Origin of the sequence: Kitasatospora sp. NPDC004614, from assembly GCF_042873675.1 — a bacterium.
In the GTDB taxonomy this organism is placed as follows: Bacteria; Actinomycetota; Actinomycetes; order Streptomycetales; family Streptomycetaceae; genus Kitasatospora.
In genome coordinates this window covers 12948-37874 of the sequence record NZ_JBIALR010000026.1, presented here as the reverse complement: position 1 = coordinate 37874, position 24927 = coordinate 12948, and the positions used below count along the sequence as shown (strand labels likewise).

Sequence of the window (24927 nt, the reverse complement as noted above, 5' to 3'; positions counted from 1 at the left end):
GGTCACCGGAGGCCGGGAGCGAGCCGTCGCACCCGGGCAACGGGCAGGTCTTCGGACTCGCGGGCCCCGCCCGGGCCGACGCCCGGACACCTACTGGCCGTCGCTTCCCGGGCCCGTCCGGACCCAGTGCGTATGACGGCGGTCGTTCCCACTCACCGCTGCGGGGCAGTCCCGGATTCCCACCGGGTTCCCTCTTACGACGCGCCTGCCCAGAGGCAGTGCGCGAACCAGTTGCGCGATCAGTCTAGAACGAGGCGGACGGGTGGGGGAGTTGGGCTCCGCACCCGTCCGCTCGATGGGGTGTGCGGGGTCAGTCCTCGGTGCGGCGCAGCAGGTAGCTGTCCATGATCCAGCCCTTGCGTTCGCGCGCCTGCTCGCGCAACTCCGCGATCCGGTCCGCCTGTTCGGCGAGCGGACCGGAGGCCAGGATCTCGTCCTCGGTGCCCAGGTAGGCGCCGTAGTGGATGTGCACACCCGCCGGGTCGATCTTGGTGAACGCGGCCTGCCCGTCCAGCATCACCACCGCGTCTTCTGAGCCCGGCCCGAAGCCTTCGGCGGCGAGGCGGCGCCCCGTGGTGATCCGCACCGGCCGCGCGGTGCGGGTCAGGGTGGTGCGGTGGCGGGCGGCCAGGACCGAGATGCTGCTGATGCCGGGGATGACGGTGTACTCGAACTCGGTGCGGCCGCGCGCCAGGATCCGGTCCAGCACGGCGGTCACGCTGTCGTACAGCGCCGGGTCGCCCCAGACCAGCAGGGCACCGGTCTCGCCGTCCGCCAGCTCCTCGATCACCGCCTGCTCGACCAGATCGGCCCGCCGCTCCCGCCACTCCTCGACGGCCTCCCGGTACGCGGCCGTGCTCCGGTCGCGCGCCGGGTCGATCAACTCGACCACCCGGTGCCCGGGCCGCCCGTGCTCGGCGATCATCTGTCGCCGCAACCGGATCAGGTCCTGGCGCTCCTCGGGCTTGTCCAGCAGCAGAAACGCATCCGTGCGGCCGATCGCCTTGACCGCCTCCAGAGTGAGGTGGTCGGGATCGCCCGCGCCGATGCCGATGACGAGAAGGGTACGCATGACGCCGATTCTGCCTGGTCCCTCCCGCGCAGCCGCAGGTGGGAGGCACGTTGGGGAACGGATGCTCCGTCAACCAGCTGCCGCCTTCGAACTCGGCCGGGTGTCGTCCTTCCGCGGGGGCCGATCCCGAGGGGCGCGGTGGACCAGGGCGGTGCAGGGGTGGGCGAACGGTTTTCGGCCCCGATCCGGCGGTAACGCCGCAGGTGGGACGCGGTCTGTTCACGGACCCGGCGGCCTGCCAGGCTCACCGCGCCGGACACCGACCAGGAGGGGCAACGGAGATGACAGGACTTCGGCAGACACTGACCAGATGGATCGCGGTGATGGCCGTCCTGCTGGGCGCCGTCACGCTTGTGAGCGCGCCGACGGCGCACGCCGCTCCGGCGGTGGCACAGGGTGCTCCGGCAGTGGCACAGGCCGCTCCGGCAGTGGCGCAGGGAGCGACGACCACCATCTGCGGGTACACCCCCGTCCCCGCAGGCTGGGTGATCACCAGCGAGAACTGGGCCGGGTGCAGCGGCTACGGGCTGTTCACCATCACGGAGTTGGGCGACGCCACCACCATCCAGGCCTGCTCCAACTCGCCCGTCCCCGACCACTGGGTGATCACGGCGATGCAGACCGGCCCGACCTGCGGCAGCAGTTACCCGCTGTACTCGCTGCTGAAGGTCACCACCCAGACCACGCTCCAGGACTGCGCCCAGTCCGCGATCCTCCCCGGCTGGGTGATCACCGCGGTCCAGACCGTCTCGCCCGCCTGCGGCACCTACGGGACGTACACCGTGACGCTGATCCCGCCCACGGCGACCTCGTACCAGGCCTGCGCGATGTCGCCGATCCAGGACGGCTGGGTGATCACCTCCTCGCAGAACGGCGCCGGCTGCGGCAACTACCCGCAGTACTCCCTGCTGAAGGTCACCACCCAGACCACGCTCCAGGACTGCGGCCAGTCCGCGATCCTCCCCGGCTGGGTGATCACCGCGATCCAGCCCAACTCGCCCGCCTGCGGCACCTACGGGACGTACACGGTGACGCTGGTGACCACCCAGACCTCGCTCCAGGTGTGCTCCAACTCCCGCATCCCCGACGGCTGGGTGATCACCACGATGCAGAGCGGCGCCGGCTGCGGCAGCTACCCCGGGTACTCGCTGGTCAAGGTCGCCGACCAGACGACGCTCCAGGTCTGCGGCCAGTCCGCGATCCCGTCCGGGTACGTCATCACCCAGGTGCAGAGCAACAATTCGGCCTGCGGCACCTACAACGTCAACACCCTGACGAAGGTCACCACCCAGACCAGCCTGACCGTCTGCGGACAGTCGCCGATCCCCGCCGGCTGGGTGATCACCCAGGCGTTCGGCAACTCCGGACTGTGCGGGGTCTACACCGTGTACACGCTGACGAAGGTCACCACCCAGACCTACCTGGTGGTCTGCGGCCCGTCCCCGATCCCGGCCGGCTGGGTGGTCAGCAACCAGGTCAACGGCTCCCAGTGCGGGACGTACACCGTGCTGCTCATCACCAAGACCTCCTGACCCTCCGCCCCGCGCGCCGGGCTCTCACCTGCGGGGCCGGCGCGCGGGCTCCACGGTTCCCACAGCGGGAACGGGTTTCAGTGGGCATGAGTGGAACGGCTTCGGATCGCCGGAGTGAACGGGACGGGCGGACCCGGGTCCTGGTACGCGGTCGGCGGACGGCTGGTGCTGACGTCCGCGCATGTCTTCGTCGACCGTGTGGAGCCGCTGTTCGCCTGCGCCGAGGGGTTGGCGGTGCGGCGGGGGCTGTGCCGGCGTGGGTGGTGACGGTGGTCAGTGGCAGGTCGGGTCCTGCTGGTGGTTGTCCGGCGGGGCCGCTGCCGCGGGAAGCGGGTCGGCGGCGTCTTGAGGGTTTCCCGGAGGCGGTTCACTGACGGGGCGTCGGGCGGGTAGCGCCGCCGCCACCGCTCGTCCCCGACCGCTCATCGTCTGGCGTCCTCGTCGCGGTGATTCCGTAGTACCGCGGGCGGGCGGACGTCGCGGCGCAGCAGGTAGATGCCGGAGGCCGCCGCCAGGGCGGCCATGCAGGCGGCGAAGACCAGGCCGGCGTGGGTGAGGCCGAGCGGGCCGCTGAGCAGGCCGATGCCGATCACCGGTACCGAGATGCCGAAGTACGCCACCACGAACAGCGCCGACAGCACCCCGCCGCGCTCCTCGGCGGGGGCCGCGTCCGCCACTTCGCCGACGGCTCCGCGCAGCCCCATGCCCTGGCCGGTGCCGCCCACCAGCGCGGCCAGGACGAGTGGCGTCAGGGTGTCGGTGGCGAGGGACAGGGCGAGCAGGCCGAGTCCGGCGATCAGCACCAGGCAGCCCAGCGGGATCGCCCGGGCCGCGCCGAGTCGGGGCACCAGCAGCTGGCCGCCGGTGGACGCGAAGAACGCCAGGCAGACGATCGCGCCGACCGCGGCGTGGTTGTGCACGTCCAGGTTCTCGGCGAGGAACGCCGGGCTGACCGAGGTGAACACCCCGAGCAACGAGAACCCGGCGAACGCGGCGATCCCGGCCGGCACGAACACCCCGCGCACCTGCGGCGGCAGACTCGGCCGGCGCGGGCGCGCCGCACGCAGCGGTTCGGCGTCCGGCACCGTCTCGGGCAGCGACCAGGTGACGGCGAACGAGGCGGCCAGCAGCGCCAGATGGACCAGGTACGGCAGCGTCAGCGGGTGGGAGGTGTACTCGGCGAGCAGCCCTGACAGCAGCGGGCCGAGGCCGAGGCCGCCCATGTTCGCGGCGGTGGCCACGAACCCGGCGCGGGCCTGGCGGCCGGGCGGGGCGAGTTCCAGCACGTATGCGGTGGCGGTGCCGGTGAACAGGCCCGCCGACAGTCCGGACAGCAGCCGGCCCAGGAAGAGCAGCGGCAGACCCCCTTCCGCCAGGAACGCCACCGCGGCCGCCGCCGCGCAGCCGAGCCCGACCAGCAGCACCGGGCGCCGCCCCACCGCGTCCGAGACGTTGCCGACCAGCAGCAGCACGCCGATCACCCCGAGCGCGTAGACGGCGAACACCACCGTCACCATCAGCTCGGAGAAGCCGATCTGCTCCTGGTACAGCCCGTACAGCGGCGTGGGCAGCGTGGTGCCCGCCATGCAGACGGCGAACGCGCCCGCCGCCCCCAGGTACCCCGAACGCTGACGACCGGTCATGCGCCCCACGTAACCACGGGCCCGCCGCCCCCGCTCCCGGGCGGAGCGAAGGCGCAGGTCAGGGGTGTCGGTGACGCACTGTTGAATGGGCGCCATGACTGTTCGTGAACTGGTGTCCCTGCTGCCCGAACCCGCTGTGCTGCGCGACCGCTGCCGGGCGATCGCCATGCTCGACGTGATCCTTGACGGGTACGGCCTCATGCACACGTTCGTGCCCGGCTGGCGGGAGGGCGTGGATCTGGCGCGGATGGAGAACGGCGGGGGCGACCTGTACGCGATCGTGTTCGACCCGGCCGGGGTGTTCCTCTACGGCTTCGACCACGAGAGCGACGCGACGCCGTGGCGGGAGGAGGACCGCGCGCACTGGCCCGGGCTGCTCGACGGGCTGCCCGCTTCGCTCGCCCGCTACGCGAAGGAGCCGGAGTTCCAGTTCGAGGGGTTCTTCGACGCCTCGGTGTGCGCGTGGCGCGAGGCCGGTGACAGCGCCTGGCGGTGCGGGCCGGTGGAGTTCGGCCCCCACGAGTCGGACGGCGGCGGCTGGCTGTTCGACCTCGTCGTGGACGGGAGCCCGGACGCCTTCGTGGGTTTCGCCGAGGACTACTACGAGCGGTCCGTCGATCGGGACGCGGTGGCAGCCGTCCTGGCGGGCGCCCCGCTGACCCGGGCCGTCGTCGCGTCGCTCCGGGCCTCGGCGGACTTCGACATCGTCGCCGGGCAGGCCCGCAAGCTGGGTTGGGCCGTCGTGGGGGAGGCTGCCGCCGGGTGAGTGAGACTCGGGGATTCGGGGCCCGGCCTGCGGGGGAGTGGGTGGGGCGGGTGGCAGAGTGGCCGGGTTCCGATCATCCGATGGATGTGCGGCGGCCGGTGGGTTCAGGGGGCCCGACCGGTCAGTGGCGCGTCCGGTGCAGTTGAACGAGGGCGGTGGACTTTCATGTCCCGTGGCACCTCCCGGTCCTGGCGAGCGACAGTGCTGGCGCTGGTCGTGGCGCTGCTGCTGACGATCGCCGCACCCGCGGTCGCCGAGCCGCTGCCCGTTCCGGACAACGAGACCGTCCAGGAGGCGGCCGACGGCGAGACGGCGGGCGAGCAGGCCGGCGAGGGGGCCGGCCAGTCGGTGGGGGAGGAGGTGGCCGGTGGCGAGGCAGCGGGGGAGGAGGTGGCCGGTCAGCCGGCCGGGGCGGCGCTCGACCAGTTGGGCAAGGACCTCGCCGAGGTCCGGCACGAGGCCGAGACGGCGGAGCAGCGTTCCACCGCAGCGGGCGTCCAACTCGAGCGCAGGAAGAAGGAGTCGGCGGACGCGGCGGCCGAGGCCGACCATCAGCGGGCCAGGGTCGAGGAGGCGGAGACGCAGGCCGCGCGGCTGGTCGCCGAGCAGTACCGCAACGGTCCGCTCGGGTCGCTCGGCCCGCTGGCCCGGCTGTTCCTCTCCGAGCGGGCCGAGGATTTCCTCGGCCACCAGCACCAGGCGTTCGAACGGTCCCACAGCGCCGCCGACGTGCTGAACGAAGTGCGCGAGGCCCGCGGACGGCTGGTGCTGGCGGCCGAGCAGGCACGGCAGGCCGAGGAGGCGGCGGCCGCCGCCGCGCAGGACTCCCAGCAGGCCGTGGAGCAGGCCCGCACCGCCGCCGCCCGGACCGCCCAGCTGCTCGACTCCACCCCCGCCGACCAGCTCGAACTACTGGAGCAGCTGGACTACGACCGCGCCGACGAGTCCCGTCAGCAGATGCTCGCCGCAGGGGTGTTCGGCCCCGGCGGCAGCGCGTCCGAGGCCGGGCGCAAGGCCATCGCCTTCGCGCTCGGCCAGCGCGACAAGCCGTACCTGTGGGGCGGCACCGGCCCCGACGCGTTCGACTGCTCCGGCCTCACCTCGCAGGCCTGGCTGGCGGCCGGCGTCCCCGTCCCACGCACCAGCCAGGAGCAGTGGGCGGCGCTGCACCGGATCCCGCTGCGTGACCTGCGGCCCGGCGACCTGATCATCTACCAGAACGACGCCAGCCACGTCGCGCTCTACGTGGGCGGCGGCACCGTCGTGCACGCCCCGCACCCGGGGACGGTGATCAAGCTCGCGCCCATCACCATGCTCCCCATCCTCGGCGCGGTCCGTCCGGACCCTGAGTCCCCGTCCGCGTCCTGACCGGCTGCGGGTTCAGCGGGTGGCGGTGACCGGACGGACCTGGGTGTCCGGCTGGGTGGTGGTGCGGTGGTCCTGCGGGTTGGCGCCCTCCCAGTGGACGGTGAGGCTGCCGGTGTCGTTCGGCGGGGTCAGCACCATCGAGGTGACCTTGAACTCGGACTGGCCGCGCTGCCCGCGACCCCGGTACGGCAGGTAGTCGATCAGCACGTACGCCGTCCCGCCGGGCGGCAGCGTCACCTGCCGGGCCTGCGTCGAACGGGAACGCGGCAGGCTCCAGGTCGTCCCGCCGCTCACCAGGTCGACGCCCGGGAAGCCCTGCATGGTGCAGGTGGCGGCGCTGCGGTTGGCCAGCTCGATCCGCTCCACCGCGGGCCGGTCCGCGGCCGACACCACCGAGCCCGCCGCCACCGTCGCCCGCAGGTCCGCCGCCGTGCACGGGCGCGCCCCCTCCGTGGCGGGCGTGGCGGGCCTGCTGGGCGTGCTGGGCGTGCTGGGCGCGTTCGCCAGGACGGGCGACACCGGGAGTTCCGCCGAGACGGGCGCCACCGGGGCGGCGGGCCCGGCGGGCGCGGCCGGGGCGACGGGGCCGGACGGCCGGTCGTCGGCGCACGCGGCGAGGGACATACCCAGGGCCGCCACCACGGCGGCGACGGAGAGCTGACGGACACGCATGATCTGTTCCACCCGTGATCTCGGCGGCCCCGCAGCGGGGCCGCGCCGAAACTGATGGCCGATCACCACTCGAACCCACCCCCGGGACCGGCACGTCCCCCATGCTGGCCCCCGCCGATCAACAACGGATCAACAGCGATCGGACGCCCGGCCCGGGAAGAATCGAACGGCTGCCACCGGCCGGTCACGGCAAGGGACTTGCGGCCCGGCCGAGCCCGCCGAGAGGGGCCGGACGGCCCGGGGCGCGGGGACGTACGGGACCTGCGGCGGCGCGGGCGGGGTTCGTAGCGTGGAGGCACGCCCGTGCGTGGGGTCCGTCGGTCCCGGGGCGAGATGCAGGAGTCCAGGAGGACCGCATGTTCTGTTACCAGTGCGAGCAGACCGACCGTACCGGGACGGTTCCCGGCTGCGCGGCCGCGATCGGCAACTGCGGCAAGGACGCCGCCACGTCCGATCTGCAGGATCTGCTGATCCACGCGGCGAAGGGCATCGCCCAGTACGCCGCGGAGGCTCGCACCCTCGGAGCGGCGGACGACGAGGCGTCGCGGTTCGTGCTGTACGCGATGTTCACCACGCTCACCAACGTGAACTTCAACCCGTCGCGGTTCGGCGCGCTGATCCAGCAGGCCGTCGCCCACCGCGAACGCGCCCGCGCCGCCTACGAGGAGGCCGCCCGGGCAGCCGGACAGGAACCGCGCGAACTCACCGGCCCCGCCGCCTGGCAGCCCGCCGACGACCCGGACGCGCTGCTGCGGCAGGCCGCCGAGGTGGGCGTGGACGCCGGCCTGGCCCTGGTCGGACCGGACGTGGTCGGCCTGCGCGCGCTGCACCTGTACGCGCTGAAGGGCATCTGCGCGTACGCCCACCACGCGCACGTCCTCGGCAAGGAGAGCGCCGAGGTGTTCGGCGGCGTGGAGAGCGCCCTCGCCCACCTCGCCGGCGAACCCACCGACGTCGCCGACCTGGTGGAGCGCGCCGTCGGCCTGGGCCGGCTCAACCTGGCCACCATCGAACTGCTCGACGCCGCCAACACCGGCGCGTACGGCGCCCAGCAGCCCACCGCGGTGCGCACCACGCCCGTCGCGGGCAAGGCCATCCTGGTCAGTGGCCACGACCTGCACGACCTGGAGCAGCTGCTCAAGCAGACCGCCGACCAGGGCATCAACGTGTACACCCACGGCGAGATGCTGCCCGCGCACGCCTACCCGCTGCTGAAGGCATACCCGCACCTGGTCGGCAACTACGGCGGCGCCTGGCAGGACCAGCAGCGCGAGTTCGCCGCGTTCCCCGGCCCGATCCTGATGACTTCCAACTGCATCATCGAACCGCACGTCAGCTACCGGCGGCGGATCTTCACCACCGGCCCCGTCGGCTGGCCCGGCGTGCGCCACCTCGCCCAGGGCGACTTCGGCCCCGTCCTGCAAGCCGCCCGCGCACTGCCCGGCTTCCCCGCCTCGCCGGAGGAGGAGCCCGAGCGGATGCTCACCGTCGGCTTCGGCGCCGACGCCGTACTCGCCGTCGCCGACCGGGTCACCGCCGCCGTACGCAGCGGCGCCATCCGCCACTTCTTCGTGGTCGGCGGCTGCGACGGGCCCACCCCCGGACGCGACTACTACACCGACTTCGCAGTCGGCGCGCCCGCCGACAGCGTGGTACTCACCCTCGGCTGCGCCAAGTACCGCTTCAACGGGCACGACTTCGGCGACATCGACGGCATCCCGCGACTGCTCGACCTCGGCCAGTGCAACGACACCCACTCGGCGATCCGGATCGCCGCCGCCCTCGCCGAGGCCTTCGACTGCGAGCTCAACGACCTGCCGCTGACCCTGGTCCTCTCCTGGACCGAGCAGAAGGCCGTCGCCGTACTGCTCGCCCTGCTCGCCCTCGGCATCCGCAACATCCACCTCGGCCCGACGCTGCCGGGCTTCCTCACCCCGAACCTGGTCGACGCCCTGGTCCAGCGCTTCGACCTGCGGCTGATCGGCGACCAAGCCGCCGACCTCGCCGCCGCGCTGGAACCGGCCGCAAAATGACTGACCGTCAGATTCCCGGCCACCAAGTGGTGTTGACCACAACCGACGGCGCCCGGCTGGAGCTGAGCTGCCCGCCCGGCGGCACCGTCCTGGAGGCGGCCGCCGAGGCCGGGGCCGCACTGCCCGCCTCCTGCAAGCAGGGCACCTGCGGCTCCTGCCACGCCACCGTCACCTCCGGCGAGTACGACCTCGGCCCGCACAGCGACCAGGCCCTCCCGCCCGACCAACTCGCCTGCGGCGGCGTCCTGTTGTGCCGCACCGTCCCACGCGGGCCGCTCACCGCCGAACTCCCGTACCCGCAGTCGCGGATCCTGTACGGCGGCGTACCGGAACGGCTGGCCGAGGTGGCGTCGATCACCACCGTCGCCCGGGACACCGTCCGGCTCGAGGTCACCCTCACCGACAGCCCCGACTGCCAGTTCGACGCCGGCCAGTTCGCCGAACTCGAACTGCCCGGCACCGGCGTCAAACGCGCCTACTCGCTCGCCAACACTGGCAACTGGGAAGGCCGGATGGAGTTCTACATCCGGCTCCGCCCCGACGGCGCGTTCTCCGGACCACTCGCCGAACGCGTCCGCCCCGGCGACCCGCTGACGGTCCACGGCCCGCAAGGCGCCTTCGGCCTCCACGAGACCGGGCTGCGCCCGCGCTGGCTGCTGGCCGGCGGCACCGGCCTCGCCCCCCTCCTCGCCATGGCCCGGCAGATGGCCGAGTGGCAGGACCCGCAGCCAGCCCGGCTGTTCCTCGGCGCCAACACGCCCGAGGAACTGTTCGGCGACGCCGAGCTCAAGGCAGTGGCCGCCGAACTCCCCGCGTTCCGCCACGAGTTCTGCGTCCGCGAGCCCGACCCCACCTGGACCGGCCCGGTCGGCACCCCCGCCGACCTGCTCGCCGCCGCCCTCGCCGAACACACCGGCCCCGCCCCCGACCTCTACGTCTGCGGCCCCCCACCCATGGTCGACGCGGTCCGCCGCGCCGCCCCCGACTGCCAGGTCTTCCACGAACGCTTCCTGGCCACCTGAAAGCCCGCGGCCACCTGACGGGCCCGGCACCCACAGCCCGGGCCGTCAGGTGGCCGCAGGCACTCCAGGGCAGTCTCATCGTTGAGGGAGCAACGCCGACGAGCGCGGGGATGGCTGCCCGGCCGGTCCGGCAGGCTGACCTGTCGTGGAATGCCGGCTCCCGGCTACCGTTGGCGCGTTGAGCTGGAGCAGGTCGCAGAAGGGGGAGCCTGGCGATGGCGGAGATCGAGATTCCCGGGCCGAAACGGGAGTGGGAGCCGGCCGTTCGGGGCCCCTGCCCGGGCAGGAATCCGGCGCTCCAGCAGAGCCTGCTGGTCCTCGCCTCCCGGAACTATCGGCTCGTGGCGTGCTTGCGGGTGCCGATGGAGGCAGTCGTCCAGCGCCTGCGGCTGACGCTGGAACACGGCTGGGACGACCTCGGCGAGGTGGAGGGCGCCGGCTTCGGGATCAAGGGCGTCAAGTTCATGGTCAGCCGCTTGATGTATCCCGACCAGCTTGTCGAGCTCGCGGTGGAGCGCTCGTACGAGGACGTCGACGGCGCGGTCGATCTCTTTCTGGGTGTGCTCGGCGCCGACCGCCGTGCACTGTCCTACCTGATGGACCTGGAGACCGGCTGCCTGGAGCCGGTCGCCGGTCCTCGCTGACCGCGCCGGTACACGTCCGGCCTGCGCGGTTGGCGGACGGCCCGGGCGTCGGGCCCGGGGCGGTCCGACTCGTGGGTCAGGGAGTGGTGCAGACAGCGAAGGCGCGGATGGACTCGGTCTGGGAGCTGGTGTTGGTGCCCGCCACGATCCAGGAGTCGCCGTTCGGGTGGGAGTCGGTGAGGAAGATGTCGATGTCGCTGGTCGCGGCGCCACCGCCGATGGGTACCTCGCCGGGCGGGCAGGTCGCGGTGGCGAATGCGCTCCCGTGGGAGCCGGCCACGTCGACGAAGTCGCTGACGACCTGGTCGTACCTGGCCTGGGCCGAGCGATCCCCGGCGGCCGGGGTGTCGGGGGCGGCAATGGCGGGTTTGCCGGCGGGCTTGTCGACGGCCCCGGCGACGGCGGCGGTCGCGGCGCCTGCGGCCAGGACGCCGAGGGCGGCGAGGGCGATCAGGACGCGGGGCTTGGTGCGGGCCATGGCGGCCTCCTGAGGTTCTGGTTGGGGTGTGTCGGACGGGGCGGTCCCCGTTGAGCCCGATGCGTACCCGGAAGCCCGCCCGGCTGCGAGGACGGCCGCGGCGGTGACTCGGTCGGTGGAACACCACTGCCTGGCCGGGCTAACAGGGCTGACGGCCAGTTGTGGTGGGGACAGCGGCGCGCGGTCGGCAGCCCGCGCCGCAGTAAGAGAGGCGAAGTGCGGACAGTAATCGGGGTACCCCGAGGGCCCGCCACTGTCCCCTGTCGGGCGGTTACCGGCTCAGGCCCCTGAAGCGCCGCACCGCGAGCGGGAGGAACACCGCCACCAGGGCCAACGGCCAGGCCACCGCCAGCAGTTCGGCGTGGGTCGTGGCCCAGGAGCCGTCCGCCCCGGGCGGGTTGCCGAACAGGGTGCGGACTGCGGTGGCCGTGGCGGACATGGGGTTCCATTCGACGGTTGCGCCCAGCCAGCCCGGCATCGAGTCGGGGGAGGCGATGGCGTTGGAGAGGAAGCTGACGGGCCACACCAGGATCTGGACGGCCTGTACCAGTTCGGGGCGGCCGGCGAGCATGGCCAGGTGGATGCCGATCCAGAGCATGGCGAAGCGGAGGAGCAGGAGGAGGCCCACCGCGCCCAGGGACGAGGCGGGGGTGCTGTGCGGGCGCCAGCCGATTGCGTAGCCGACGGCGAGCATGACGGTCAGGCCGAGGGCGGACTGGAGCATGTCCGCGATGCTGCGGCCGATCAGGACGGCGCCGGGCGTCATCGGCATGGAGCGGAAGCGGTCGATGATGCCCTTGCCGAGGTCCTGGGTGACGGAGAGCATGGTGGATTCGAGGCCGAAGGCCATGGTCATGGTGAGCATGCCGGGCAGCAGGTAGTTCTTGAACTCGCCCTCGACACCCCGGCCGCCGCCGATCAGGTAGTGGAACATCAGCAGCATCATCACCGGGAAGGCCAACCCGACGACCACCCGCACGGGTTGGCGTGCCCAGTGGGCGAGTTCGCGCCTGGTCATGGTCCAGGAGTCGGCGGTGGCCCAGTGGAGGTTCGTTACCGTGCTCATGCCGTCTCCGTCCTGGTCAGGTGGAGGAAGACTTCGTCGAGTGTCGGCCGCCGTACTGCGATGTCCTCGGCGACGATGCGGGCAGCTTCCAGGGCGCGCACGGCCTCGGTCAGGGCGGCCATCCGGTCGCGGACCGGGGCGCTGATCAGGCGGCGGTCCTCGTCGACGGTGGTCTTGCCCGGCAACAGGGCGGCGGCGAGGGCGAGTTGGCCGGGGTCGCGGAGGACTACGTCGATGCGGTCGCCGCCGGTGGTGGTCTTGAGCTCGTCCGGCGTGCCCTGGGCGATGACCTTTCCGTGGTCGATCACCGCGATGTGGTCGGCGAGTTGGTCGGCCTCCTCGAGGTACTGGGTGGTCAGCAGGACGGTCGTGCCGTCGTCGACCAGGGAGCGGACCGCGTTCCACACCTCGGTGCGGCCGCGGGGGTCGAGGCCGGTGGTGGGTTCGTCGAGGAAGAGTACCTGGGGGTCGCGGACGAGGGAGGCGGCCAGGTCGAGGCGTCGTCGCATTCCGCCGCTGTAGTGCTTGGCGGCCTTCGGGCCGGTGTCGGCGAGTTCGAACCGGGTGAGGAGTTCTGCGGCGCGGGCGGCGGCGCGGCGGGTGCCGAGGTGGTGGAGGCGGCCGAACATCTCCAGGTTCTGCCGACCGCTGAGTTCCTCGTCGACGGCGGTGTGCTGGCCGAGCAGGCCGATGCGCGAGCGGACCTCGGCGGCGCGGGTCAGGGTGTCGATTCCCGCCACCTGGACCCGGCCCGCGTCGGGGCGCAGCAGGGTGGACATGATGCGGACGGCGGTGGTCTTGCCGGCGCCGTTCGGGCCGAGGATGCCCTGGACGGTGCCCCGGTGGACGGTGAGGTCGAGGCCGTCGAGGGCCTGCTTGGGTCCGTACTTCTTCCGTAGGTCCTCGACGGCGATCGCCGGGTCGTGGTCGTTCAAGGCGTTCCCCTCCAGCAAGTGATCCAGACAGTAGTGCAGTAATCAAACTTGACTAGCCCGGGACGGTAATCTGTTGCGCGCAGCTGGTCAAATTTGATTAGTCTGGTCCCGGCGAGGAAGGAGCCACTCATGTCCGCCATCCGGCTACTGGTGCTCGGTGCGGTCCGTCAGCACGGACGGGCGCACGGTTACCAGGTGCGCAACGACCTGGAGTTCTGGGGGGCGCACGAGTGGTCGAGCGCCAAGCCGGGCTCGATCTACCACGCGCTCAAGCAGATGGCGAAGCAGGGGCTGCTGGTCGCGCACGAGGTCGCGCCGAGCGCCGTCGGCGGACCGCCGCGGGTCGAGTACGAGATGACCGAGCAGGGCACGGCGGAGTACTTCGAGCTGCTGCGCGAGGCGCTGACCTCGTACGACCAGAAGCTCGACGTGCTCTCGGCCGCCATCGGATTCATCGTCGACCTGCCGCGGGACGAGGCCGTCGCGCTGCTCCGGGAGCGGATCGCGGGGCTGGAGCGGTGGCGGGCCGAGGTCACCGGGTACTACGTGCCGCAGGACGGGCCCGAACAGCTCGGGCACATCGGCGAAATCATGAACATGTGGGTGCACTCGGCCGACAGCGAAGCGGAATGGACGCACGGCCTGATCGGGCGGATCGAGGGCGGCGCGTACACCTTCGCGGGGGAGGGCGAACCGTTCGTGGGGGTGCTCGCCGAGGGCGAGCCGAACCCGTACGCGACCGGGCCGCACCCCGAGGATCCGCAGTAGACGGGGGCCAATGGCTATGCGGGCGGCGGGAGTTGAGATCAGGACGATGCAGGGGGCGGAACAGATGACGGGAATGTCGCGCGAGCAGGCGGAACTGCTGGCGCAGTGCGCGGTGGCCTTCGAGCCAGGTGATCCGGCGCGCACCGGGAGGCTCGTGTACCGGTACGCCGACGCTGCGCAGTTGACGTTCGGCGAGCCCGGCGAGGCCGACCTGGTCACCGCCGACGGCGGCGCGCTCGCGGTGCGCCGCTGCCCGGTGCTGCGCCTGACCATCGCCGAGGCGCTGCCCGCGCTCACCCTGGCCCGCCGGCCGCACGGCGAATCCAGCACGCCCAGCGCCGCGTTCTGGGGCGCCGCCACCGCCCTCGCCCTGCACCTCGTCGCGCGCGAACGGCTGCTACCCGGCGTGTCCGACGCCGGCTACGACACCTGGCGGGTCGGCCCGCTCGACCCGGAGGACGTCCGGCGCCTGCGCGAACTGGCCGCGGCGGCACCGGCGGAGGCGCTCGCCGTTCCGCTGCCCGTGCCGCCCGGTGGGCCGCTGCTGCTGCCCGACGTCGACGGGCTGCTGCGGTCCTTCGTCGACGCGGTCGCCGACACGCTGCCGCGCACCGCCGACGCACCCGCGCTGGCCGGCCGCCAGGCGTTCGCCGCCGTCGAGCCGCAGTACGTGCCCCAACTGCGCGGCTGGGCCGAGGAGATCTCCGCCGGCCTCGACTCGGGCGTCCGGCTGACGCTGCGCCTGGATGTGGTGCACGGTGGCGGGGAGACCGGCCTGCGGGTGGTGCCGCAGGTGTCCAGCCTGGCCGATCCGACCGTCCGCGCCGACGTGTACGAGCTGTTCGCCGGGGTCGGGGCGGTCGGGTTCGGGCCCCGGGCGCAGGCCGACACCGTGCTCGCCCTGCGGCGGGCCGCCGACATCTGGCAGCCGCTCGCCCGCCTGCTGCCGGTGCCCTCGGCCCTCGAGTTCGCGGACCACGAGGTGCAGGAGCTGCTCGGCGACACCGCCGACCGGCTCGCCGCCCACGGCGTCGAGGTGCAGTGGCCCGAGCACGCCGTCCGCTCCCTCACCGCCCGTGCCGTCCTCGGCGGCGAGCGGGCCGCGCCCACCGACCCGCGAGCCTTCTTCGGCGGTGACGGCACGGTCGATCTGCGCTGGCAGTTCGACCTCGACGGAGAACCCCTCACCGAGCAGGAGACGGCCGAACTCGCCACCAACGAACGGCCGTTGGCCCTGCTGCGCGGCCAGTGCGTACTCATCGACGCCGACCTCGCCCGCAAGATCCGCGAACGCGAGCTACCGCCGCTCACCGCCGTCGAGGCACTCGCCGTCGCCCTCACCGGGTACACCGAGATCGGCGGCACGCAGGTGCGGATCGCGTCCAGCCCCTGGCTGCTCGCGCTGCGCCGACGGCTGGCCGAACCCGACGGCGGCACCGAGCCGGTCGAGCCGCCCGCCGCGCTCGCCGCCACCCTGCGCGACTACCAACTGCGCGGCCTGCGCTGGCTGGACCGCCTCACCTCGCTCGGCCTCGGCGGCTGCCTCGCCGACGACATGGGCCTCGGCAAGACCGTCCAGCTGATCTCGCTGCACCTGCTGCGCCAGCAGCACCCGGACAGCGCCGGTCCCACCCTCGTGGTCTGCCCGGCTTCCCTGCTGGGCAACTGGCAGCGCGAGGTGGAGAAGTTCGCGCCCGGCACGCCCGTCCGCCGCTACCACGGCCCTGAGCGGACGCTGGACGGCGCCGACTCGGGCTTCGTCCTGACCACCTACGGCACGATGCGCCTGGACGCCGGGCGGCTCGCCGCGCACCGCTGGAGCGCGGTCGTCGCGGACGAGGCCCAGCACGTCAAGAACCCGCACTCCGACACCGCGAAGGCGCTGCGGCTGATCCCCAGTGGCGCGCGGATCGCGCTGACGGGCACCCCGGTCGAGAACAACCTCTCCGAACTCTGGGCCGTCCTCGACTGGACCACCCCCGGACTCCTCGGCGCCCACGGCCAGTTCCGCCGACGCTGGATCGCCGCCATCGACGCCGAACGCGCGGAGTATCAGGCGGAGTCGGGGGAGTGCGGGCCCACCGCGGAGCGGCTGGCCGAACTGGTCCGGCCGTTCCTGCTCCGCCGCAAGAAGTCGGACCCGGGTATCGCCCCCGAACTCCCGCCGAAGACCGAGACCGACCGCCCGGTCGCCCTCACCCCCGAGCAGCGGACCCTGTACCAGACCCAGGTCCGCGAGGTCATGGCACAGATCGCGGCCACCGACGGCATCGCCCGGAGCGGACTGGTGCTCAAACTGCTCACCGGCCTGAAACAGATCTGCAACCACCCCGCGCAGTTCCTCAAGGAACCGGCCGGCACCCCACTGGCCGGCCGTTCCGGAAAGCTGGAACTGCTCGACGAACTGCTCGACACCATCATCTCCGAGGGCGGAGCAGCGCTCGTCTTCACCCAGTACGTCACCATGGCGCGGCTGCTGGAGACACACCTGCGCGAGCGCGGCGTTCCCACGCTGCTGCTGCACGGCGGCACCCCGGTGCCGCGGCGGGAGGAGATGGTCCGCCGGTTCCAGGACGGCGAAGTGCCGGTCTTCCTGCTCTCCCTCAAGGCCGCCGGCACCGGACTCAACCTCACCCGCGCCGACCACGTCGTGCACTACGACCGCTGGTGGAACCCGGCCGTGGAGGCGCAGGCCACCGACCGCGCCCACCGCATCGGGCAGACCCGCCCCGTCCAGGTCCACCGGATGATCGCCGAGGACACCGTCGAGGACCGGATCGCCGCCCTGCTCGAAGCGAAGAAGGGCCTGGCGGACGCGGTACTCGGCGCCGGGGAACAGTCATTGACGCAGCTGACCAACGAAGAGCTGGCCGACCTGGTCGAACTGAGGAGCGCGGGATGAGCGGGAACGACACGGGCGCACGGGGCTTCCCGGCCTTCACCGCGCGCCGGGGCAGCCAGGTACGCGGCCAGTCCTGGTGGGGCAGGGCCTGGGCGGACGCGCTGGAGGACACCTCCCTCGGAGAACGCACGTTGAAGAAGGGCCGGGCCTGCGCGCGGACGGGCCGGCTCGGGCCGATCACCGTCAGCCCCGGGCGCCTCGCCACCACCGGCCACGACGGCGACACCCCGTTCACGACGGTGCTCACCCTGGAGCAACTCGACGAAGACGACTGGGAGTTGCTCTGGGAGAAGGCCGCCGACCGGCCGGACGTCATCGAGCAGCTGCTCGCCGGAGACCTGCCGCCCGACCTGCTGGAAGCCGCCGAGGACGCCCGGGTCCGGCTGCTGCCCGGCTACGGCGATCTGGAAGCGGACTGCGACTGCGACGCGTTCGACCACCCCTGCGAGCACACGGCCGCGCTCTGCTACCAGCTGTCCTGGCTGCTGGACGACGACCCGACGCTGCTGCTCCTGCTGCGCGGGCGCGGCGCGCAGCAGGTGCGGGAGGAAGTCCGGGCCGCCGTGCTGATGCAGGCGATCGTCGGCAGCCTGGGGGAGGAAGAGGCGGAGGTCGAGCTGCCGGACGGCACGCCGGCCGAGGAGGTGTTCGGCCGCCGGCCGGCACCGCTGCCCGACCTGCCGCCGCTGCCCGCCCCGCCCGCCCGGCAGGACGCGGCCGACCCGCTGGAGCGGCTGGTCGCCGACGCGGCGGTGCGGGCCCGCGAACTGCTGGCGTACGCCCACGGGTTGGACGACCAGGCCGGGGCCCCCGGGTAACTACGGCCGGGGCACTTCAGTTGCCCACTCCAGGTCGTAGCCGGCCGTCAGCCCGCCCGGCGCAGGTGGCGGGGGCCGGCCGGGCGGGGTTGCGGACAGCGTCGGCGGCGCCGACAGCACGGACCGCTCTCGCCGATCGCGTTCAACGGCAGGACCATCACGACCACTGCGGACGGCTGTTCGCCGACCTCCCCGGCGGCCGGGGTCTCGTGACGGCTCCCGTCCGGCTGATCGAGCCCGCTGCCGGGAACGGCTCGTGCGGCGCGGAGGAACCATTCCAATCGCGAGGAACCCAGGCCGAGCGCCTCCGCGAGCTGCTGGACGGAGCGGCGCTGCGGTCGGCGCACCCGGCCCCGCTCGATGTCGCTGATCGTCCTCACACTCACCCGGGAACGCCGGGCGAGTTCCTCATGTGTGAATCCCACTTCACGACGGAGCGCCCTCAGCATGCCCCCGAATGCCGAATCCCCTTGTTGTGCCTTCGACACGTCACCCCCCAGAATCTTGGTGATGTATGGGAGCGATCCCACACGGATCGGGAGCGTAGCAGCACCTAATGTCCAGGTCAGCCGCGACACGCGCCACTGGTTCAGCAAGGAACAACGGGACGTGACGGCCTCTCAGCAACGGTGAGAGCGCTCCCACCGGCGCTTCCGCGGACCCGGCCCGCCGGCCGGTCGGGAAGGTGCCCGACCGGTCGGCGGGACCGGCGGTCACAGGGGCATGGCCTGCCAGCCGCCGAGGCTGGTGGGCGTCGTGCCCGTGCGGTAGTAGACGCGGCCGTCCGTCCCGATGGCGAAGACGTACAGGACACCGGCGCCGTCGACGAGTGCGGTCGGGTAGTCGAGGACGGTGCCGCCGAGGTCCTGCCAGGCGCCGTAGCCGGCGTTCGGGGCGGTCTGGGCGGTGGTGCTCACGCCGCCGCCGCCGTTGCGTTCGAACAGGACGACCCGCCCGCCGAGGTTGGCCATCGCCGGCTCGCCCACGCCCTGGTGGCCGCCGAGGCTGGTCGGGTACTGGCTCCACGGTCCGCCGGGCTGGGTCTGGTAGCTGACGAGCATCGCGCCGGTGCCGGCCTCGCGGTAGGCGAGTTCGATGCGGCCGTCCTGGTCGAGCGCGGCCTTGGGCGGGCTGGCCGGCCGGGAGTTCGGGATCGGGCCCGGGCCGTTGATGGCGTCGTTCGGAGCGGTCTGCCACCAGTTGACGACCCCGTCGCGGGTGCTGGCGAAGACCTCGATCCTCCCGACGCCGTTGCGGATCGCGGTGACCGGGTCCTGGATGTCGGTGCCGCGCAGGTCGTCCCAAGTGGTCGTCCAGGCGCCGTTCGGGCTGGTCTGCCGGATCGCGCTGAGGCCGCCGCCGCCGTTCTTGACGAAGAGCTCCAGCCGGCCGTCCTGGGAGGCGACCACCGCGGGCACGCCGACCTGGCCCGCGTTGCTGAGCCCGGCGTTGGGGTTGCCGAGGTCGGCCCAGCTGTCCCGCCACACGCCGTTGGGCGTGGTCTGCGGGACGGAGACGATGTGGTGGTCGGTCAGGCGGCGGGCGAAGACCTCCATCCGGCCGTCCGCGTTGGTGCCGACGGCGATGCCCGGCGCCAGCCGCCCGCCCGGGTCGGCGAACCGCGCCGGGCCGCCCCAACTGCCGTCTCCCTGGCGCCAGTACGTGTAGAGGGAGCCCGCCCGGACGACGAAGACCTGCGGCCGGCCGTCCTGGTTCAGCCCGGCCCAGGAGGTGCCCCGCGACCAGCGGTAGTACATCCGGGAGAACCAGGCGGTCTCGTAGTTCCCCGAGTGGTCGTGGCTGGCGTACTCGGAGACGAACACACCCTTTGCGCCGACCGTCGCCGGGTCGAGGTTCACCGGGCAGTCGCTGATGTTGTAGTCCCGGTAGTTCACCTGGATCAGCGAGCCGCCGTACTGGCTCGCCGCCATGCCTGCGAACTTCGCGGCGGAGATGTGGTCCGAGTGGTCGTCCTTGTAGCGGGTGTCCGGGAGTTCGTCCTGGGCCCGGAGCACGGTCGGCCGGTACGTCACCATGATCTGCCGCAGCACCTCGACGACGTCCGCCGCCGTGTAGGCCGACGGCCCGGACAGCGGGCTGTCCTTCGGGACGACCGTGGTGTCGGTGCCGCCGTTCAGCACGTTGGCGAGCCCGGCGTCGTGCAGGTTGAGGAAGATCAGGTGAACCGACCGGTCCCTGAGCATGTACCGCTCGACCTGCTTGCCCGCGACCGTCCACGCCTCGACCACCCAGTGCCCGATCTCGTCGGTCGCCGGGTCGTTGTCGCCGACCCCGCTCATCCGGGAGTAGGCGTTGACGGCGCCCATCTGGCGGTTCCAGGTGCGCAGCGGGTCGCCGGCCGGGTCCCAGCAGCCGCCCGCGCACGGGTCGCCGGTGATGTTCCCTGCGGTGACGAACACCGTGACGGACGGCGTGCCGTTGGCGAGGGCGTTGGACAGGTCCGGGTTCATGAACAGGATGTCGTCGTCCTCGTGGGCGACGACCTGCATGAACAGCGGCCCGGAGCCGGCGGCCATCCGCGCGGCCGTACCCGTGCCCGTACCCGTATCCGTGGCCGCGGCGGCGCGGGTCGTGCTCCCCTTGGCCAGGACGGGTGCGGCGAGGGCGGTCAGCGCGACGGAGGTGAGGAGTTGCCGTCGTCCGATTGCCATGTGATTTCCCCTCATTCGAGATTCGAGGTCGGCAGGTGATCACGCCAGGAGGAGATTGGCGGATTGCCGGGCAGGAAGTGCCCGGGACGGTATATCGCAAATCCCGTCAGGCGCGACAGTCAACTGACGTACGATCAAGCCACTCCGGCTGTTTCTCGCCGATCTTGCCTGTTCAGTGCGGCTTCTGCTGGAACTTCCCCATGGTTTCCGCCTGATGTTCCTCCTGGCGGAATGCGGGCCGAAGGTGATTGCATGGCGGATGGCGAGCGGGCTCCGAGATTTCTCGGCGCATTCCCGGGCCGCCTCCTCCGGGAAACGGATCGCCGCCATTTTCTTCGTCACGCGAACCATGCGGGCAAAGGGTTTCTCCGCACCCGGCGAAAGGACTCCTGTGCACGTCGCCCACCGCCCGCCGGGGGCTGCCGAGGTAGCCGCCGCCGGCCCGGACCAGCGCCAGCAGGTGGTGCGCGGCGGCGACTCGGCCGAGCAGCACCCGGGCGGCGGCGCGGTCGCCGATGTCCGCCGCGGTGACCATCACCCCCAGCGGCAGGCCGAGGGTTTCGACCATCGCGTGCCGCTTGCGGTCGTTGACCCGTTTGCCGCCGTCGAGGCCGCGGCTGTCAGGGCCGACGACGGCGTCCGCCTTGACCGACCGAGAGTCGATCACGCCCGCGCTCGGCTCCGGATCCTGCTCGGCCCGCGCACCCGGCCCGGCAACGACAGCAGCGGCCGCACCACCGCCCACTCCGCATCCGACACCTCCTCCTGGCACCCACCAGCGAAGGCTGGTACCTACCCGCCGAACTTGAGACACGGGTACGACAGACGACGTGTGTTTCAAGCTCGTCGGGTGCGCGTTACGCGGACCGTCGGCCCCCGACGAACTCGCGGGTGATGGAGGGGCCTCGTCGCCGACGACGAACCGGCGGACCGTGCGCAGGCTCGGCTCCCGGTGCGGGCACGGGGCGCGGTCTTCGGCGGGCGATGCCGCCGGCTTCTCGGCCTACCGAACCTCGGCGGGCGGCTGCTGAAGCTCCTCCTCGGCAGTGGTCGTGGTCATGGCAACCTTCCCGGGGTGTTGGTCGAGAGGGTGGTTTGGTGTCACCGCGTGGTCAGTTCGGTGAGGTCGGCGATCACCTCGGAGGCGATCACCGGGTCGAGCTCGGCGAAGGTCGGGAAGGTGCGGTTGTGGGTCCAGTAGTCGCCCGGGCGCCTGTCGAGCCACACCGTTTCCAGGCGCTGCTCGGGGTAGGAGTCGTGCATGCCGACGGCGATGCCCTCGTCCGGGGCGATCACCACGTAGAGGTCGGGGCCGACCCGGCGGGACAGCCAGCGTTCGATGCCGTTGTCCGCGGGCTCGCCGCGGCGCCAGCCGCGTCGTTCCATGCCGACCAGCCGGGCGGTGGGCAGCACCGGACCGTTCTCGAAGCGGGTCAGGCGGTGGCCGGCCCGCTCCTCGTCGGTCAGCGTGTACACCGGGCGGCCGAGTTGACGGAACGGCTGCAGGATCTCGTAGTCGGCGAACAGCTCCGACCAGTCGGTGAGGCCGTCGCCGAGGCCGTCGCCGAGCAGGAGCGGGTGCGCCAGCCGGACGGAGGCCGTGGCCGGCAGCGTGAACGCCTCGTTCCGGACGTCCGCCAGGGTGCGGTCCTCGGCGAGGCGGAACGCCGTCACCGTGCCGTCCGTCCCGGACAGCCACACCAGGCGGCGCACCAGGTGCCACAGCAGCGGATGCCCGATGAAGAGCTGGTCGAACTCCTGTGCCGTCCAAGAGCGCCCAGTGACCATCGCCTCCTCCAGGCGGCGGATCTGGTCCCCCGCCACCGTGCGGACGTCCTTCTTGAGCGCGGCGAAGCGCTTGCGCTCGGCGGGCGCCAGCTCGGCGTCGTCCCGCGCTCCCGGGGCGGGCAGGTCCTTGCGGCGGGCGCCGGCCGCGTCGAGCACGTACGGCTTGAGCTGCTCGTCGAAGCCGACCGTGAACGTCCGGGTGCCGTAGTCGATGACGGTGGTCCCGTCGGCCTCCAGCCCGAAGTCCGGGACCAGGCGGTCGGACAGCTGCTCCCCGGTCAGGCCGAGACCGGCCGCCACCTCGGAGATCTTCTCCTGGGCCCGGGTCTTGAGCGCCTTGAACTTCACCCGCTGCGCGATGCCGTGCAGGTGCAGCAGGGCCACGTCGGTGCCGATGGCGGCCAGCACCTCCAGGCCGTCCACCGCTCGGTGGTGGGCCCCCTCGCCGGGCCAGGCGCGGAGCACCAGCGTCAGCCGGCGGACCGTCCCGTCGTCACCGAACCGGCCGAGCACGTGCAGCGCCCAGCCGTCCTGGGCGGGCATGCCGGCCAGCCGCCACTGCTCGAACACCGCCCAGCAGAACTCCGTCAACGACTGCGGCTCGCACAGCAGGGCCACCTCGTCGAGGCCGGGGTAGAACGCCTTGGGGCCGGACAGCGCGAGCATGGTGAGCACGTGCCGCACCGCCTCGGTGGGCAGGGCGCGCTCGCCGCCGCGCAGCAGCAGCTGCGGCAGCGTCACCGGCTCCGCCCAGTCGCAGGGCGGGGGCAGCTTCGCCGGGAGCGCGGTCACCAGCGGGTCGGCCGACAGCAGCGTGCCCACGGCCTCCTCCGCCTTCGGCCCGAACTCGCCGGCCACCGCGCGCACCGCGGCCGCGCCGCGCGCCTCGGCGATCACCCGCAGGGCCTGCTCGGCGCCGAACCGGGCTGCCCCGGCCTTCCCGAGCGCGGCGGGCACCAGCAACCGGGCCGCGTCCGTGCCGTGTCGGACGAACCAGGAACTCGCGGTGTTCCCGGCCGACTTGAGGCGCACCAGCCAGTCCGCCATGGTCTCGGCCACCCGGGCGTCCAGGTACGGAAGCAGCAGGGGCGCGAGCGTGGCCGGGTTCCTCATCGCCGCGGCCAGGATCGGTTCGAGAGCGTCCGTCCCGAAGCGGGCGGCGACCCGGCGCAGGTCGTCCCCGGCGTACCCGACGCGCTCACCGACGCTCCAGTGCGCGATCAGGGGCCTGGCCAACTCCTCCTTGCCGTGCACGAACAGCCCGAGCTCGGCGTACTGTTCGCCGGGCAGTCGCATGGCCTCGGGCTGCCCGATCCTGGCCCGGATCGTGGCCGCGACGCGCTGCCAGTCGTCGGCCGACCAGTACGTGTACCGGGGCTCGGGGTTCTCCGCCCACGCCTCGCGCTCACCCGGCAGCCACCGCATCTGCGGTTCCTGCGGCGCGGCGAGGCCGGTCAGTGCACGGGGCTTGCCGGCAGAGCGCGGCCGCGTCCACGGCGGGCTGGTGAACAGCTCCGGCAGCGCGTCGGGGCCGACCTCCGGCACCCGCTCGCCGAGGTCGGTGAGCGGCTCGACCATGGCCGCCTGCTCCGGCGTCAGCTCCGGCAGCAGTTCGAGCGCGGTCGCGCGGTGAACCGCGACGTGGCCGGCGAGGAGCTGCCGGGCGAGCTGCTGCGCGACCGGGTCGGTGGAGGCCGCCACGGCCTCGGCGAGCAGGCGCAGAGCACGCCGGGGAAAGCGGCGGACACCGGCCAGAAGGGCAGCGCGGGTGGACTTGATGCCGTCCTGCTGGGTCAGCAGCCCCCGGAAGCCCTCGTCGGAGGGGAGCTCGGCGAGCGCGTCCAGGATCCGCTTCCTGCCGTCCTTGTGGTGGTAGCTGGTGGTCAGGTCGTGCAGCATCACCGGTGCTGCGTCGCCGCCGAGGCCCTCCACCACGGTCGCGATGATCTCGGTGGACCAACCGTCATAGCCCAGGCTCGGCAGCGGGGGGAGCTTCTCCAGCGGCTCCGCCGAGGAGAGCGAGCACAGCAGCATCGACCACTCGACGCCGTCCAGTCGGGAGCCCGACGCGACGCACTCCTTCACCCAGGCGGTCTCGGACGGCACCAGGTACGCCGCCACCACCAGGCGGGTCAGGTCGTTCCGGCAGCCCGTCAGGGCCTCGACCGCCGCGCGGTGGGTCTCCTCGTCGCAGTCCGCCAGCAGCGACCGGACCCGGTCCGCGGCGGGACGGTACCCGCCGCGCCTGTGGTCGGCCCCGTGCCGGACGCGGGGGTGGACGGACATCTGGTTGATCCAGTCGGTCTCGACAGCCGTCGCGAACAGCTCGACGGTGGCCCTGGCCGCGAACGGCAGGCCGAACTCCGCCACCCAGGCGTCCACGGCCACGCCGACCTCGTTGCAGCGGGGATACGAGAACACGGCGGCGAGCACTGCCGCACCGAGCGGGTCCCGGCTGCCGGACCGGTGGGCGCGGGCGGCCGCGACCAGCTCCGGGTCACTGTGCTCCGAGGTGAGCGCCTGCTCCAGCCGGTCCCCCCGCTGCCGCAGCCCGTCGCGGTACGAGGTCACCGGGCTCTTCCCCGGCGCGGACGGCTTCCGGGGAATGCCGCCCCGGCGCGGGATCAGGGCCCGACGCCAGGCGTCCGGCATGACGAAGACGTCCTCGTCCTCGGGGCCGACGGCCCTGTCCGAGCCGCCCTCGACGAACTCCGAGCGCCGCACAGCCACGCCCCTCTCCTCGAACTG

At 72.7% G+C, this 24927-nt stretch carries 19 protein-coding genes and 1 riboswitch; of the genes, 9 read left to right on the top strand and 10 right to left on the bottom strand.

What is annotated here, in order from left to right; all coding sequences use genetic code 11:
• Positions 1 to 24: 24 nt before the first annotated feature.
• A riboswitch (cobalamin riboswitch) is annotated at positions 25 to 247 on the bottom strand.
• Between the two features lie 63 nt (positions 248 to 310).
• On the bottom strand, positions 311 to 1072 hold the full coding sequence (gene cobF, locus ACFYST_RS33465; protein ID WP_387867869.1) for a precorrin-6A synthase (deacetylating): 762 nt from the start codon (positions 1070 to 1072) through the stop codon (positions 311 to 313).
• Between the two features lie 281 nt (positions 1073 to 1353).
• Between cobF and ACFYST_RS33460 the strand changes: the two genes are divergently transcribed.
• A complete protein-coding gene (locus tag ACFYST_RS33460) occupies positions 1354 to 2604 on the top strand; it encodes a hypothetical protein (protein WP_387867867.1) in 1251 nt (416 codons plus the stop codon).
• Positions 2605 to 3026: 422 nt separating this feature from the next.
• On the opposite strand, the gene ACFYST_RS33455 is transcribed toward ACFYST_RS33460, so the two are convergent.
• Positions 3027 to 4247, bottom strand: coding sequence for an MFS transporter (locus ACFYST_RS33455; RefSeq protein ID WP_387867864.1), 1221 nt, complete (start codon positions 4245 to 4247; stop codon positions 3027 to 3029).
• Between the two features lie 94 nt (positions 4248 to 4341).
• Here ACFYST_RS33455 and ACFYST_RS33450 point away from each other — a divergent pair, with 94 nt between their 5' ends.
• Both ACFYST_RS33450 and ACFYST_RS33445 read left to right on the top strand, forming a co-directional pair.
• Positions 4342 to 5013, top strand: coding sequence for a hypothetical protein (locus ACFYST_RS33450; RefSeq protein ID WP_387867861.1), 672 nt, complete (start codon positions 4342 to 4344; stop codon positions 5011 to 5013).
• A 165-nt stretch (positions 5014 to 5178) separates the two neighbouring features.
• Positions 5179 to 6381 (top strand): C40 family peptidase, encoded by a 1203-nt coding sequence (locus ACFYST_RS33445; RefSeq protein WP_387867859.1) that lies wholly within the window; start codon positions 5179 to 5181, stop codon positions 6379 to 6381.
• Between the two features lie 12 nt (positions 6382 to 6393).
• On the opposite strand, the gene ACFYST_RS33440 is transcribed toward ACFYST_RS33445, so the two are convergent.
• On the bottom strand, positions 6394 to 7053 hold the full coding sequence (locus tag ACFYST_RS33440; protein WP_387867856.1) for a DUF4232 domain-containing protein: 660 nt from the start codon (positions 7051 to 7053) through the stop codon (positions 6394 to 6396).
• 356 nt (positions 7054 to 7409) lie between these two features.
• Between ACFYST_RS33440 and hcp the strand changes: the two genes are divergently transcribed.
• The 3 genes from hcp (at position 7410) to ACFYST_RS33425 (ending at position 10752) form a co-directional block, all read left to right on the top strand.
• A complete protein-coding gene (gene hcp, locus ACFYST_RS33435; protein WP_387867854.1) occupies positions 7410 to 9086 on the top strand; it encodes a hydroxylamine reductase in 1677 nt (558 codons plus the stop codon).
• Positions 9087 to 9118: 32 nt separating this feature from the next.
• Complete coding sequence (locus ACFYST_RS33430) at positions 9119 to 10108, top strand: 2Fe-2S iron-sulfur cluster-binding protein (RefSeq protein ID WP_387867852.1); 990 nt, start codon at positions 9119 to 9121, stop codon at positions 10106 to 10108.
• A gap of 215 nt (positions 10109 to 10323) precedes the next feature.
• The gene (locus ACFYST_RS33425; protein WP_387867849.1) at positions 10324 to 10752 is read left to right on the top strand and encodes a hypothetical protein; all 429 of its coding nucleotides are present in this window, start codon (positions 10324 to 10326) and stop codon (positions 10750 to 10752) included.
• Positions 10753 to 10828: 76 nt separating this feature from the next.
• On the opposite strand, the gene ACFYST_RS33420 is transcribed toward ACFYST_RS33425, so the two are convergent.
• From ACFYST_RS33420 to ACFYST_RS33410, 3 genes are all read right to left on the bottom strand, one after another.
• The gene (locus ACFYST_RS33420) at positions 10829 to 11230 is read right to left on the bottom strand and encodes a hypothetical protein (RefSeq protein ID WP_387867847.1); all 402 of its coding nucleotides are present in this window, start codon (positions 11228 to 11230) and stop codon (positions 10829 to 10831) included.
• A 271-nt stretch (positions 11231 to 11501) separates the two neighbouring features.
• Positions 11502 to 12296, bottom strand: coding sequence for an ABC transporter permease (locus ACFYST_RS33415; protein WP_387867846.1), 795 nt, complete (start codon positions 12294 to 12296; stop codon positions 11502 to 11504).
• A complete protein-coding gene (locus tag ACFYST_RS33410) occupies positions 12293 to 13231 on the bottom strand; it encodes an ATP-binding cassette domain-containing protein (protein ID WP_387867844.1) in 939 nt (312 codons plus the stop codon). The genes ACFYST_RS33415 and ACFYST_RS33410 overlap by 4 nt, the downstream gene beginning before the upstream one ends.
• 129 nt (positions 13232 to 13360) lie before the next feature.
• Between ACFYST_RS33410 and ACFYST_RS33405 the strand changes: the two genes are divergently transcribed.
• The 3 genes from ACFYST_RS33405 (at position 13361) to ACFYST_RS33395 (ending at position 17719) form a co-directional block, all read left to right on the top strand.
• On the top strand, positions 13361 to 13999 hold the full coding sequence (locus ACFYST_RS33405; protein WP_387640842.1) for a PadR family transcriptional regulator: 639 nt from the start codon (positions 13361 to 13363) through the stop codon (positions 13997 to 13999).
• Between the two features lie 64 nt (positions 14000 to 14063).
• The gene (locus ACFYST_RS33400) at positions 14064 to 16901 is read left to right on the top strand and encodes a DEAD/DEAH box helicase (protein ID WP_387867841.1); all 2838 of its coding nucleotides are present in this window, start codon (positions 14064 to 14066) and stop codon (positions 16899 to 16901) included.
• Complete coding sequence (locus tag ACFYST_RS33395; RefSeq protein ID WP_387867840.1) at positions 16898 to 17719, top strand: SWIM zinc finger family protein; 822 nt, start codon at positions 16898 to 16900, stop codon at positions 17717 to 17719. The genes ACFYST_RS33400 and ACFYST_RS33395 overlap by 4 nt, the downstream gene beginning before the upstream one ends.
• 47 nt (positions 17720 to 17766) lie before the next feature.
• Here ACFYST_RS33395 and ACFYST_RS33390 read toward each other — a convergent pair whose 3' ends face one another.
• The 4 genes from ACFYST_RS33390 to ACFYST_RS33375 all read right to left on the bottom strand — a co-directional run bounded on the left by ACFYST_RS33390 (position 17767) and on the right by ACFYST_RS33375 (position 24909).
• Complete coding sequence (locus ACFYST_RS33390) at positions 17767 to 18168, bottom strand: helix-turn-helix domain-containing protein (RefSeq protein WP_387642120.1); 402 nt, start codon at positions 18166 to 18168, stop codon at positions 17767 to 17769.
• Positions 18169 to 18432: 264 nt separating this feature from the next.
• A complete protein-coding gene (locus ACFYST_RS33385) occupies positions 18433 to 20391 on the bottom strand; it encodes a PIG-L family deacetylase (protein ID WP_387867838.1) in 1959 nt (652 codons plus the stop codon).
• 172 nt (positions 20392 to 20563) lie between these two features.
• Positions 20564 to 21136: a transposase gene (locus ACFYST_RS33380; protein ID WP_387867835.1), complete on the bottom strand. Its 573-nt coding sequence runs from the start codon at positions 21134 to 21136 to the stop codon at positions 20564 to 20566.
• 356 nt (positions 21137 to 21492) lie between these two features.
• Positions 21493 to 24909: a DUF4132 domain-containing protein gene (locus ACFYST_RS33375; protein ID WP_387867832.1), complete on the bottom strand. Its 3417-nt coding sequence runs from the start codon at positions 24907 to 24909 to the stop codon at positions 21493 to 21495.
• Positions 24910 to 24927: the final 18 nt, after the last annotated feature.